This window comes from Lawsonibacter sp. JLR.KK007, from assembly GCF_036941135.1.
GTDB lineage: Bacteria > Bacillota > Clostridia > Oscillospirales > Oscillospiraceae > Lawsonibacter.
Map to the genome: position 1 here is coordinate 706662 of NZ_JAYWSY010000003.1, position 13141 is coordinate 719802.

At 63.1% G+C, this 13141-nt stretch carries 8 protein-coding genes; 4 read left to right on the forward strand and 4 right to left on the reverse strand.

What is annotated here, in order from left to right; all coding sequences use genetic code 11:
• Positions 1-28 precede the first annotated feature (28 nt).
• Genes VV088_RS21695 through VV088_RS21710 form a run of 4 tightly spaced genes read right to left on the reverse strand, consistent with a single transcriptional unit; the run spans position 29 to position 4629 of the window.
• Positions 29-1135 carry a protein-glutamate methylesterase/protein-glutamine glutaminase gene (locus VV088_RS21695; RefSeq protein WP_334602731.1) on the reverse strand — a complete coding sequence of 369 codons (1107 nt, stop codon included), beginning with the start codon at positions 1133-1135 and terminating at the stop codon, positions 29-31.
• Positions 1136-1189: 54 nt separating this feature from the next.
• Positions 1190-1996, reverse strand: coding sequence for a CheR family methyltransferase (locus VV088_RS21700; RefSeq protein ID WP_334602732.1), 807 nt, complete (start codon positions 1994-1996; stop codon positions 1190-1192).
• 37 nt (positions 1997-2033) lie between these two features.
• Positions 2034-2519, reverse strand: a complete 486-nt coding sequence (locus tag VV088_RS21705; RefSeq protein WP_334602733.1) for a chemotaxis protein CheW — start codon at positions 2517-2519, stop codon at positions 2034-2036.
• A 31-nt stretch (positions 2520-2550) separates the two neighbouring features.
• Entirely contained in the window at positions 2551-4629 is a 2079-nt protein-coding gene (locus VV088_RS21710) for a chemotaxis protein CheA (protein ID WP_334602734.1), read from the reverse strand.
• Between the two features lie 277 nt (positions 4630-4906).
• Between VV088_RS21710 and VV088_RS21715 the strand changes: the two genes are divergently transcribed.
• From VV088_RS21715 to VV088_RS21730, 4 genes are all read left to right on the forward strand, one after another.
• Entirely contained in the window at positions 4907-6340 is a 1434-nt protein-coding gene (locus VV088_RS21715; protein ID WP_334602735.1) for a hypothetical protein, read from the forward strand.
• The gene (locus VV088_RS21720) at positions 6327-6677 is read left to right on the forward strand and encodes an EscU/YscU/HrcU family type III secretion system export apparatus switch protein (RefSeq protein WP_334602736.1); all 351 of its coding nucleotides are present in this window, start codon (positions 6327-6329) and stop codon (positions 6675-6677) included. The genes VV088_RS21715 and VV088_RS21720 overlap by 14 nt, the downstream gene beginning before the upstream one ends.
• Positions 6678-6679: 2 nt before the next feature.
• Positions 6680-7264: a PilZ domain-containing protein gene (locus tag VV088_RS21725; protein WP_334602737.1), complete on the forward strand. Its 585-nt coding sequence runs from the start codon at positions 6680-6682 to the stop codon at positions 7262-7264.
• Positions 7265-7329: 65 nt separating this feature from the next.
• On the forward strand, positions 7330-13104 hold the full coding sequence (locus VV088_RS21730) for an S-layer homology domain-containing protein (RefSeq protein ID WP_334602738.1): 5775 nt from the start codon (positions 7330-7332) through the stop codon (positions 13102-13104).
• Positions 13105-13141: the final 37 nt, after the last annotated feature.

The window sequence follows — 13141 nt, forward strand, 5'->3', positions numbered from 1 at the left end:
GCCGGGAATTGTTCCCGGCGCTGTTTTTTTACCATCTTTGGAGCTGCCGCAGCAGGATTCCTGCAATGTCCTCGCAGGAGCCCTGGATCTGGACCGCGCCAATGTTGTAGGCCACCATGGGCATGCCGTACACCACGCTGGATTCCTTGTCCTGGCCGATGGTGTAGGCCCCGGCCTGACGCATCTTCAAAAGGCCGTCGGCACCGTCCCGGCCCATGCCAGTCATGATGATGCCGGCCATTTTACACTTGACCTGCTCGGCCATGGAGAAGAACAGCGCGTCCACCGAGGGCCGGTGGCCGCTGACCTTCTCGCCGGGCATGCAGCTTACGGTGTATTTTGTCCCGCTGCGAACCACGCGCATCTGAAAGTCCGCCGGAGCCAGCAGGGCCAGTCCCCGGCGCAGCTCATCGCCGGTCTTGGCCTCCCGCACCTCCATGTGGCACAGGCGGTTGAGCCGGTCGGCGTACATCTGGGTGAAGCCCACCGGCATGTGCTGCACGATGAGCATGGGGGGGATGTCGGCGGGCAGGCGCTTCATGACCTCCAGGGTGGCCTCGGTGCCGCCGGTGGAGGCCCCCAGGGCGATGATGGCAGCGTCCATTGAGGGCCGACTGCCCAGGAGCGGAGGCGCGGGGAGAGCGGGCTTGTTGCCGGTTTGGGGCAGGCGGACTCCGCCGCCCAGGGCGGCTCCCGGCCGGCCGGCCGCTGTCAGCGCGGGGGCGCCGGGCCGGGGGCGCACCTGGGCTCCGGCGGCGGCGATGACCTTGCTGGTGAGCGAGTGGATGAACGCCTCGTTCTGGCCCGGCTCCGGCTTGCGGACAAAGTCCACCGCTCCGGCGGACAGGGCGTCGAACACCCGCAGGTCCAGGGAGGACACCAGAATCACCGGCAGGGGGACGGCGGGGAGCAGCTGCTTTAAAAGGTCGATGCCGCTCATGCCGGGCATCTCCACGTCCAGCGTCATCACGTCGGGCTTGAGCTGGTCCACCTTGACCCGGGCGTCCTTGGCGTTGAAGGCGGTGCCCACCACCTCCACACGGGGGGAGGCGTTCAGCCCGTTGGAAATCATGGTGCGGGCCAGGACGGAGTCGTCCACCACCAGAACGCGGATCTTTTTGTTGGATGGCCACATGACAATCACTCCTTCAAATCAGGCCCGGCCCGGTCCGGAGGACCGGGGGGCGCATCATTTTTTCTGGAAGGTGGACGGAGCTACCGTCGCGTAGGGAGCGTCCTTGCTCAGGTTCTCCGAGTGGCTGATCATCAGGTAGCCGCCGGGGTTGGTGGCGTCGTAGAAGCGGCGCACCAGGGCGTCCTTGGTGGGCTGATCGAAGTAGATCATCACGTTGCGGCAGAAGATCACGTCGAACTTGGTGCGGAACCGGATGGGGTCCATCAGGTTGAAGGTCTGGAAGATCACGTTGTTGCGGATCACGGGGGCAACGGCGTAGCGGCTGCCCTCCAGATGCTTGAAGTATTTCTTCCGCCAGGTCTCGGGCACGGTGCTGGGCACCTCGTAGATGCCCTGCTTGGCCTTGGCCAGGGCTTTTTGGGAGATGTCGGTGGCCAGGATGCGGGTGTCCCACTGGCTGGCCTGAATGCCCAGAAAATCCTTGATGTACATGGATACGTTGTAGGGCTCCTCGCCGCTGGAGCAGCCTGCGCTCCAGATGGCGATGGACTTTTTGTTCTGGTATTTGCGCACCAGCTCGGGCATAATCACCTTGGTGAAGAAGTCGAAGTGCTCCGGCTCCCGCATGAAGAAGGTGTAATTGGTGGTCAGGCGGTTGAGCACCTGCTCGATCTTTTGGGGGTCCTTCTCCTTCAGCAGCTGGGTGACGAACTGGGAAAAGCTGGTGTACCCCTGCTCGGTCAGCATGGAGGACAGCCGGCTGGTGACCAGCTGACGCTTCTCCTGCAGGGTGATGCCGAATTCGGATTGAATGAAATGTGTCAGTCTGCGGAAATCTTCATCCGAGATGGGCTGTATCATCTGAGAGCTCCCTCCCTTAACAATGTATGTGCCAGCGTCAGTCGTGGAGCAGCTGCGCACAGTCCAGCTCCAGCATGGTGTTGCCGTCGGGCAGGGTACACATGCCGGAGACCATGACCTGGCTCCCGCCGCTGTTGGTGGGGACGGGAAGGATATCCTCCTTGGGGACGTCCACCATCTGCTCCACCATGTCCACCACGATGCCTACCATGTTGCCGTCCACTTCCACCACGATGCTGCAGAAGTTGTCCTGGGGCATTTTGCCCAGGCGCAGGCGGATGTCCACGATGGGGATGATCTGGCCCCGCAGGTTGATCACGCCCTTGACGTAGCCGGGCACCTGGGGCAGATAGGTGATGGAGTAGCCGGTGATGATATCCTTGACCAGCTCGGCCTTGATGCCGTACATCAGGCCGTCGGAGGAGAAGATCAGGTATTTATCGGTGGCGATCTCCGGGATCTGATCGTTATACTCGTCGATCTGGGCCTCGGTGGCGAACATCATTTCTTCAACTCGTGCCATAAGTTCATTCTCCCTTCCTGTACTGCCGCCGTTAATAGGTGCTGTGAGCGGCCGCGTAGACGTTCATCACGTCCAAAATGATGCTGATGCTGCCGTCGCCCAGGATGCTGCACCCGCTGATGCCGTAGTTCTTCACGCCGAAGTTGTTGATGTAGTTGGGCATGGGCTTGACCACGATCTGCTGCTCGCCCATCAGCTCGTCGACAAACAGGCAGTAGGAGTGCTCGCCGGCCTCCACCCACATGAGGATGCCGTCCTCAATGTTGTCGCAGCCCTGCTCCATGCAGAACAGCTCCTTGGCCCGGATGATGGGGTAGAAGTTGTCCCGGATTTTTACCATCTCGCCCTGGGCGGGGTCGTGGATCACGTCCTGGGCGGTGACCTTCAGGGAGGACTGGATGGTGTTGATGGGGATGGTGAAGATGGAGCTGCCCACCGCCACCTCCATGCCGTCCATGATGGCCATGGTCAGGGGGATTTTCAGAGTGGTGGTCATGCCCTGGCCCCACTCGCTGGAGATGGTGACGGTGCCGCCTACATCGGCCACGTTCTTCTTCACCACGTCCATGCCCACGCCTCTGCCCGAATACTCGGTGACCTCGGTGTTGGTGGAGAAGCCGGGCATCATCAGGAAGTTGAGGATCTCCTTCTGGCTGTAGTCGTGGTCGGGGGCGGCCAGGCCCTGGCGGATGGCCTTGTTCAGCACGGCCTGGGTGTCAACGCCCTGGCCGTCGTCCTTGATCTCGATGATGACCTCGCTGCCGGTGTGCCGGGCGGAGAGGATCACCTCGCCCACCGGGTCCTTGCCGGCGGCGATGCGGTCGGCCTCGTGCTCCTCCAGGCCGTGGTCCATGGAGTTGCGGACGATGTGCATGATGGGGTCGCTGATGGCGTCCACGATGGTTTTATCCACCTCGGTGTCCTCGCCGATGAGGGTGAGCTTGGCCTTTTTGCCCAGCTTCTTGCTCATGTCCCGGACGATGCGGTTCATCTTCTGGAAGGTGCCGGACACGGGCACCATCCGCAGGGACATGGACACGTCCTGCAGATCGTCGGTGAGCTTGCGCAGGTCACGGGCGGACTTGGTAAAGTTGTCCAGCCGCAGCCCCTTCAGGTCGGGGGAGGAGGTGACCATGGATTCGGTGATGACGATCTCGCTGACCACCGCCATCAGCTGGTCCAGCTTGGCCAGGTTGACGCTGATCAGGCTCTCCTTGGCGTGCTGCTGGCCGGCGGCGGGCTTGGGGGCGGGGGAGGCGTCCGCCTTGACGTCCGCCTTGGGGGCGGCGGCGTCCGCCTTGGGCTCTTCGGCGGGGGCGGGGGCGGAGGGCGCGGGCTTGGCGGCGTCCACCGCCTGATACTCCCGGACCGAGGCCCCGCCCTTCACCGCGGGGAGGGCCGCCTGCCGGTCGTCCGCGGTGCGGAACCACAGCAAAAAGCCCTGGTCTGCAATGAGGTCGGAGGTGGAGGGGTCGGTCTCCACGTTGGCGGGGAAGGTGATAAAGTCGCCGCAGTAGTCCTTCACGCCGTTGGTGAGCATAAAGGCCCGCAGGTTTTCCATGCCGCTGCCCTCGTCAAAAAAGACGTGGATGCCGAACAGGTAGTCGGGGTTGACCGCCTCCGCCGCGGGGGCCTCCGCCGCAGGGGCGGGGGCGCTCCCGGCGGACGCCTCCTCCCCGGGAGCGGGAGCGGCGGGATTGCCCTGAATTTTATCGATCAGGCTATTAATTTTAGCCACGATATGGTCGATAGACTGAGAGAGCGGTTCATCGTTTTCCACCTTTTCGATCTCGCCGCGGAAGAAGTCCACGGCCTGGAACAGCATGTCGAACAGGTCCGGCCGGGTCGCCTCCGGGACCACGTCCATGCCCTTCTCCCGAACGATGAAGAACATATCCTCAATCCGGTGGGCCACCGTCATCAGGGAGCTGAACTCCATCATGGCGGAGGAACCTTTGATTGTGTGCATGATACGGAATATCTCGTTGACGCTGTCCTCGGAGAATGTATCCGCCTCTTCCGCCGTCAGCAGGATACCATCCAGCTGTTCCAGCAGGGTGTTGGTCTCGTAGAGATACATATCCAGGATGCTGTCGTTGCCGCTGCCCATAAAAACGCCACCTTTTTTCATTTGGTTTTGGATGCGGGCGGGGGGCCGGCCTGCAGGCATAGTAGCCCCACCCATATCTAATCATACTCGATATATCGGCAGTGTCAATTAGAAAATTAAGTTTTCCAGAAAAAAAACTGGGGATAGACTTTTGCTCGGAGCTGGTTTAAAATAATTCTGAACCAGGCCCGGCGGGGGCCGGGCGCTGTCCCGGCCCGTTTTCCTCGCCGCCGGCCGCCTCAGTCCGATCTGAAATAATGGAAATGGAGTGTCGCCAATGCCAGACCTGCTTGGTGTGACCAACCCGGTACCGGGACATGACAACAACAATGTAAACCGAAATATACCCACCTCCCCCAGCGACACCCGGATCCAGAACGCGCCGGACCTGAACCGGGTGGTCCGCTCGGACAACCGGACCGAGCAGCAGACCGCCGGCGATTCCAGCAGCCAGGCCCTGCGCTACGATTCCAACTTCGCCGCGTTCCTCCAGCGCCTGGCCAACACCCCCGACCTGCGGGAGAGCCTGACCACCATCTTCGCCATGTACGAGGGGACGGTGGTCTCCTCCGGCATCGAGGAGGGGCTGGCCGCCGAGATGGGCGCGTTGCTGAACATGCTGAAGATGGACGAGGCGGCGCTGAGCAAGTTCTTCAGCGCCCAGCTGGCCAACGGCGCCCGCTTCGGCGGGGCGCTGTTCAGCATCCTGCGGGAGGCCTTCTCCTCCAGCGGCTCGGAGGCGGCGCGGAACAATATCCTGCAGTTCCTGAAAAAGTACGGCGACTACTCCTCCACCGGCCACATCCAGGGCAACCTGCTGCGCAACCTGACCAAGCTGACCCGGGCCATCCCCGCCAGCTACGGCAGCCAGCTGCTGCCCATGGTGTCCGAGCTGGAGGGAAAGATGCAGCAGGGGGACCGGGCCGGGGCGCTGAAGCTGCTCCAGGGCAGCATCCTCACCTTCCTGGCCGGCTACACCAGCAAGACCAACGACATGGGCCTGTCCCGGTCGCTGATCTCCATGCTGGCCCTGGACGTGGCCCGCTACGAAAACGGCAGCGAGGACAGCCTGCTTCAGGCGTTCCATCAGATGCTGGGCGGCTCCGGCCTGCGGGATAAGCTGGGCGCCCTGTCCGACGAGGCCCTGCTCCGCCTGCTGGACAGCACCAGCTTCGCCAAGGCGGCGGACAGCGACCAGTTTGCCGCCCAGCTGGCCAAAACCGCCCAGGCCGCCCTCCAGAACGGGGCGGGCAAGGAGGTGCAGGAGGCCTTCCGCAACATCATCTCCGCCTTCCTGGTGAACGAGAGCGTCCATATGCCTCTGAACCACATCCTCCTGCCCCTGGAGTGGGACGGGAAGATGGTCTTTTCCGAGATGTGGGTGGACCCGGACGCGGAGGAGAACCTGAAGCGGGGCCGGGGGGACAAGGAAAACGTGATGCGCTTCCTGTTCAAGATCGATATCCAGAGCCTGGGCTTCTTCGACATGGTGCTCACCTGTCAGGGGGAGCGGGTGGACGTGCAGGTCTTCTGCCCCGAGCGGGTGGCCCCCTTCTCCCAGCTGGTGCAGGGGGAGCTGTCCCGCATCATCGCCGATAACGGCCTGTCGGCCGGGGCGGTCCAGGTCCAGCAGATGGACCGTCCGCTGACCATTTCAGGGGTATTTCCAAAAATTTTTGAGGGGGGGAGCAGCGTCAATGTCACGGTATGACAACCGGTCCGCCAACCGGGCGGTGGCCCTGAAGTACGACGGGGAGGGCGCCCCGGTGGTGGTGGCCTCCGGCATGGGCTATCTGGCCGAGCGGATGATCGAGGTGGCCACCGAGAGCGGCGTGCCCGTCTATGAGGACAACTCCCTGGCCACCATGCTCTCCCAGCTGGCCCTGGGCCAGGAGATCCCCGACGCCCTGTATCAGGCCATCGTGGAAATTTACGTCTACTTTTTGAACTTTGACCCCAACGACCCGGACAAGGCCCGGCGGCAGCGCCAGGCCCTGGCGGAGGAGGCGGCCCGGATGGCCGCCCCGGACGAGAAAGGAGCGTCGTAACTATGGCAGACCGCCTGTATTTGATTCTGGACAGCCAAAGCGTGCCTCTGGCCAACGCGGTGCTGGAGTCCCCCCCCAACTCGGAGGTGCTCCAGATCTGCGTTCTGGGCGGCAAGGAGGAGGCTGTGGCCGCCCACCGGGAGATCCAGCTCATCGGCATGGACGACTCCACTCCCAACCGGGTGGGGGTGATCATCCGCCAGCGGGGCGAAAAGCTGGTCATTCAGCCCACCGCCGCCCTGGGCCCCAACGCCCGGGAGAACCTGCGCATCCTCACCAGCTTTGACAGCGTGATGTACCCGGTGACCGGCTGCTGGCGGGGGCAGAAGACCCTGAAGGCCAAGGACCTGAGCTGCGGCGGCATCGCCTTCTGGAGCAGCATCCCCCTGGAGGAGCGGGAGATCGTGGAGATGGTCCTCCCCGTGACCGACGCCCCTCTGGTGGTCAAGACCCAGGTCCTCCGGGAGCTGGAGGACGAGACCTCCGCCCAGCCGCTGTACGCCTCTAAATTCGTAGACCTGATCCAGGACGAGGAGGCCCTGATCCGCAAGGCGGTGTTCAGCATACAGATCGACAACGCAGACTGAACCAAGGCGGCGGGAGCCCATCCGCCCCCGCGTTACCCCCGGGAACACAGAAAGGAGAACCGCATATGTCCCAACGAACCGGTACACAGCGCCGCACCTGGAAGGAGCGTGCGCTGGCCCTGCTTTTGGCCGCCGTCCTGGTGGCCGGCCTGGCGCCTGGACTGACTCTGCCCTCCCGGGCGGAGCACTGGGCCGACACCTATCTGGACCAGCTGGTGGACTGGGGCGTCCTGCGGGCGGATCAGACCGCCGACCCGGACGCCGCCCTCACCCGCGCCGACTTTATGGCCATCATCAACCGGGCCTACGGCTACACCGAGACCGGCCCCATCCCCTTTGAGGATGTGCTCCCCACCGACTGGTTTTACGACGATGTGTCCATCGCCTACACCGCCGGGTATATGGCGGGCACCTCCGACATCACCGCATCCCCCTACGACAGCCTCACCCGGGAGCAGGCGGTGTGCATCCTGGGGCGGAACATGATGATGCAGGACACCCCCGGCGAGAGCCTGGCCTTTTCCGACAGCCGGGATGTGAGCGACTGGGCCCGGGGCACCGTGAAGACCGCGGTGGACAATTACATCATCTCCGGCTACCCGGACAACACCTTCCAGCCCAAGTCGGCCATCTCCAAGGCCCAGATGGCGGTGCTCATCACCCAGTGCGTGGGCACCCCCATCCAGCAGAGCGGCAGCTATGAGCTGGGCGGCGTCTTCGGCAACGTGACCATCACCGCCCCCAACGTCGCCCTGCGCAACACCACCATCAGCGGCGACCTGTATGTCTCCGGCGGCGTGGGCCTGGGGGGCATCCGGCTGGAGAACGTGAACGTGCTGGGCCGGATCATCCTCAGCGGCGCGGGCGAGAGCGAGGGCGGCGACGCCAGCGTGGTCATGCGCAACGTCACCGCCGGGGAGATGCTGGTGGACAACATGCGGGGCCGGACGGTCACCATCCGGGCGGACGGCATCACCGAGATCGACAAGACCACCGTACGCACCTCCGCCTACCTCGAGGACAACAACACCGATGACAAGGGCCTGATGAACATCGAGCTGGACGGAGATTCCGGCGCCCGGCTGACCCTGGCCGGCCGGATCAAGGACGTGGTGAACAAGACTCCCAACTCCTACATCCAGGTGGCCAAGGGCACCGTGGCCAAGATCACCGCGGATGAGGCCGCGGTGAACTCCACCATCCAGCTGGACCGGAACACCGAGGTGAAGGAGATGAACCTGGACGTGGCCACCAACGTCACCGGCGACGGCGACATCGGCCAGCTGAACGTCAACGCTCCTGGCTGCGTGGTGTCCATGCTGCCCGACAAGATCTACATCCGGCCCGGCCTGACCGCCAACATCGCCGGGGTGGTAATGGACTCCCAGGCGGCGGAGGAGGGCTCTCTGGACCCGCGCCTGCTGGCCGGTTACCCCGCGGCCAAGGACATCACCCCCGAAGGACTGCGGGCCGACTTCGCCGGCAACAAGAAGGGCACCGTCTACTGGGCGGTGAGCAGCATCACCGACGGCTCCATCGGCGAGGACGACCTGATCTCCCCGCCCTCCTACGGCTCCAAGGCCATCCGCAACGGCTCGGTGGCGGCCCCCGTGGGCGGAGACGAGGTGAGCGCCCAGATCACCGGCCTGTCGGTGGGCGGCTCCTACTACCTGTCCGCCATGCTGGTGGACGACCAGGGCAACCGCAGCCCGGTGAAGGTGGTGGCCTTCACCACGCCGGACAACACCGTCCCCGCCTTCGGCCAGGGCTACCCCTATATGTCCTACATCGGCAAGGAGGCGAACGCCCAGCTGATCACCGCGCAGGTGGCAGTGATGGCGACCAAGAACTGCAAGATGTACTATACCGTGCTGCCCGCCGGGGCCGCCGCTCCCACCGTCGATGAGCTGCGCTCCGCCGCCATCAGCAGCAACCTGGGCTACGGCGTGGTGGATCTGGAGAAGAACCAGGTCTGGGACAGCGACGAGGCCATCATCGTCAGCCGCCGCCTGGAGGAACAGAAGGACTACGTGCTCTACCTGTGGCTCACCGACGGCATCAACAGCTCGGCGGTGACCTCCCTGGCCTTCAGCACCCCGGACGTGACTCCGCCTGACTTTGTCATCCATCCCAGAAGCAACGGCGATCCTCTGGCCACCAGCGTGCCCATGACCGCCGCGCTGAGCGAGAACGGCACCATCTACTGGGTGGCGGTGAAGTCCGGCGATCCCTACCCCCTGCCCAACCCCCAGAACGACAGCGACAACGAGGAGGACGGCAAGACCGCCAAGCTGACCAGCGAATATGCCAAGCTCCAGGTGCTCAACGGCATGGGCGCGGTGAGCAGCGGCCGGGCCACGGCCACCGCCAACAACCAGGTCAACCTGAACATCACCGGCCTCCAGGCGGAGACCAGCTATGACCTGTACTACATGGCCGTGGACGCCGCCGGAAACTACACCATCCAGGTCTACAAGCTCCAGGGCGGCATCCGGACCCTGGACACCAATCCTCCCACGGTGCGCCAGTTCTTCACCAAGACGGACAGCCAGGACCCCACCCGTCCCATGCGGGACACCTCCATCGTCCTGGAGTTCAGCGAGAACGTCCGCCTGGGCGGCACCAGCCAGGACCTGCTGTCCCTGTATGAGGCCACCCAGGAGGGCACCACCTCCGAGCAGGAGGAAGCCCTGAAGGAGTTTGTGGACGCCCTGCGGAAGAACATCGATTTCTGCACCCTGGAGAACAACGAGGAGCGGTCGGTGGTCAAGGACAAGGACGGCGTCAGCTCCAGCGAGTGGGTCATTGACTTCACCAAGGCCCAGGTGGCCAACGTCAACGGCAAGATTCAGATCACCTTCCCCAACACGGCGGACAATGAACCCGGACTGCGTCTGGCCAGCGGCGCGACCTACTACTTTAAGGTGAACATCGATTCCCAGAACAAGATCAGCGACCTGAGCGGCCATGAGATCGAGTCCTCCCCGGTGTGGTACGAGACCCCGGAGTCGGAGGGCCACAGCCTGCCCATGTTTACCGTGGTCTTCGCCCGGGTGAACCTGACCTCCAACGGCTTTGCGCTGAACAGCCAGCAGTGGCCCCTGGCCATCGAGGAGGAGAACAACCTCAACCGGGACAACAACCTGGGCATCGGGGACTACGGCGTGGACTTCAAGTTCCGGATGCGGCCCGACTCCACCGAATCGGTGGCGGACGGCATCGCCTACGACCTGCTGCTGTGGACCGATACCCAGCTGGAGTACGACCTGTATTACCGCGCCGTCAGCAAGAGCGGCGAGGCGCTGACCGCGAAGACCGGCACCAACGGCTCCTTCCTCTACGGGATGCCCAACATGCCGGAGAACGTGGACCAGAACGGCTGGGTGAAGCTGGGCAGCAGCGGCGTACACTACATCGGCGCGAACAGCGACGGCCGGTCCAGCAAGCGGCTGCACCAGGTATTCAACGGCTGCGGAGCCGGAGCCGTCCTGCCCGAGCTGAACAAGCTGAGCGGTACCTACACCAACGAAAACGGCGAGAAAGAGGACGTGTACTATGAGTTTGCCGTGTCGGTGCGCAGCATTGGCGGCCGCACCGACCCCAACACCTGGGGCGAGACGGTGAACTTCTACGTGGATGTGGCGGCGGGCGACACCGTCAACCTCTACGGCCTGGGCGAGAGTCCCACCAACGACGCCTGGAAGCGCTTCCTGGACAACGGCCTGACCAACAACGGCGGCGAGTCCATCGGCGCGGCAGGCAGCGAGTGTACCACCGGCGAGCCCCGTGAGCTGCACATGGAAAAAACCTTCAGCGACAAGGTGCAGCCTTCCTTCGTCCGGGGCTACCCCACCTTTGAGACCACCGAGAGCTCCGTGACCATGAACTTGGCCCTGACCCGGGCCGGTACCATCTACTATGTGATCGGCTACGCCCACAACGGAGATTCCGACCCCACCTCGGGCACCTGGAGTCCCACAATCGGCACCTACTGGAAGGACACCGGGAACATGATCCGGCCGGAGGAGGTCCCCCGGAGCGGCAGTGAACGGGACGATGAAAACCCGCCGATGCCGCAGCTGAAACAGCCCACCAACTACCAGATTCAGGATCCCAGAGGCTGGAACGAGGCGGTGGACATGATGAAGGACGTTCCGCCGGGCAGCGTGAACTGCCAGCAGGTGGCGGTGCAGCAGGTGACCATCAACAACCTGAAGCCCAACCGGACCTACTACGTCTACTTCGTCATCACCGGCACCGACGTGACCCCCTCTGAGGTGCAGATCTACAAGTTCAAGACCAGTCCCATGAGCCGGCCGGTGATCACCATCGGCAGCGCCCCCGGCACCAACGGCCAGCCTGGCCGCGCCACGCTGAAGACGGATGTGGGCTCTGAGCTGACCTATAAGGTCTACGGCGCCAATTCCCTGAGCAGTGTGCAGTACATCGGTGACGGCTCCCTGCTGGCGAACTACGTCAATCCCAACTGCGCGCCGCTGCCCGCCGCCTACAATAAACTGACCATCTATGATGCCCTCCAGACTGTGTACTACTACAACGAGGCGTCGAAGGGCGATCCCAATAAGATTGCTTACTACCCCACAGACGGCTCGGGCAACCCGGAGAACTACCCGGAGTATTCGGTGTTTGACGTCTACGCCAGCAAGGAAGTGAAGGAGAGCATCAAACGCTGGCTGGATACTGCCGAGGATGAGAGCGCAGCCGACAAGGGCGGCCCCATCCACCTGAACGCCAACGTGGTGCAGAACGGTAATCCCAAGCTCCAGACGGACCAGGACTACTACGTGGTTGCCATAGCCCGCAAGGACCCCATAGACAACAGCATGAAGGACAGCGGCGTGGATGTACTCTACTCCTTCATGGGCCGTCAGATCAAGATCGGTGACCAGAATCCCCCGAACCTGGAGAGCGCGATCATCAACTTTACTGTTGGGGACGATGGAACGCTGACCTCTGGCCAGATCACTCTTATCTTTGATAAGACAATCTATAAGCTCAAAGGTGGCAAGGATAATGAGATTACGAGCGCTAAAGATTTGTTTAACGCTGGATTGGGTGGGATCGAAGAGGATAGTGTCGTAACCAGCAATAATAATGCTTCCACGGCTGTATTAAGACTGGTAACCCAAGGAAAGTTTACAAGCGGCTGTATTTATGGTACAGTTGGCACCAATTACCTGAGCAACAGTGATAGTGTTACTGCACGTGCGGTGCTGGATATCTCCTCCGCAGTCACAACAAGGGAGGATGCAACGAACAATTATACAGACTACACCATCACGGTCACCTGGACTCCCGCCGCCGGTACCGGCCTGACTCCCCTGACGGAGACTAAGACGGTGACCATCACGAAGCCGAAGACTCCCACCAACAGGAGCGCCCCGGTCGCAACGGCGGCCTACGGCAATGTGACCACCTCCTCCGGGTCAGGCAGCATCAAGAGCGGCACCCTTACGGTGAGCTTTGACCAGGCCCTGTACAACACCAACGGCAGCGCGGTGACCACGGCGGACCTGTCCTGGATCATCCAGAGCTCGGAGGGCATCGACCTGGCCCGCAGCAGCATCACCAACGACACCATGAACAACACGGCGCGCCTCACCCTGGCGCTGAAGCAGGGGGCGAAGAGCGTCTCCGCCAGGATCAACAGCGGCACGCTGGCCAGCTCCAGCGGCATGGTGACCGAGGAGGACCTGATCATCACCGGCACCGAGCGCACCAGCACCAGCGGCCAGAGCAACCTGTCCGTCACCGGGTACAATGTGGACGTGACCTGGGGCGGCGAGACGCTGAAGACAATCACAGGCACCATACAGTGATCCCGAAACGGGAGCGGGCCCCCGGCTCGCTCCCGTT

Coding starts and splice junctions, on each gene's coding strand:
- VV088_RS21715 (WP_334602735.1), top strand. CDS start 4,907: ATGCCAGACCTGCTTGGTGTGACCAACCCGGTACCGGGACATGACAAC.
- VV088_RS21695 (WP_334602731.1), bottom strand. CDS start 1,135: ATGTGGCCATCCAACAAAAAGATCCGCGTTCTGGTGGTGGACGACTCC.
- VV088_RS21710 (WP_334602734.1), bottom strand. CDS start 4,629: ATGGGCAGCGGCAACGACAGCATCCTGGATATGTATCTCTACGAGACC.
- VV088_RS21720 (WP_334602736.1), top strand. CDS start 6,327: ATGTCACGGTATGACAACCGGTCCGCCAACCGGGCGGTGGCCCTGAAG.
- VV088_RS21700 (WP_334602732.1), bottom strand. CDS start 1,996: ATGATACAGCCCATCTCGGATGAAGATTTCCGCAGACTGACACATTTC.
- VV088_RS21705 (WP_334602733.1), bottom strand. CDS start 2,519: ATGGCACGAGTTGAAGAAATGATGTTCGCCACCGAGGCCCAGATCGAC.
- VV088_RS21725 (WP_334602737.1), top strand. CDS start 6,680: ATGGCAGACCGCCTGTATTTGATTCTGGACAGCCAAAGCGTGCCTCTG.
- VV088_RS21730 (WP_334602738.1), top strand. CDS start 7,330: ATGTCCCAACGAACCGGTACACAGCGCCGCACCTGGAAGGAGCGTGCG.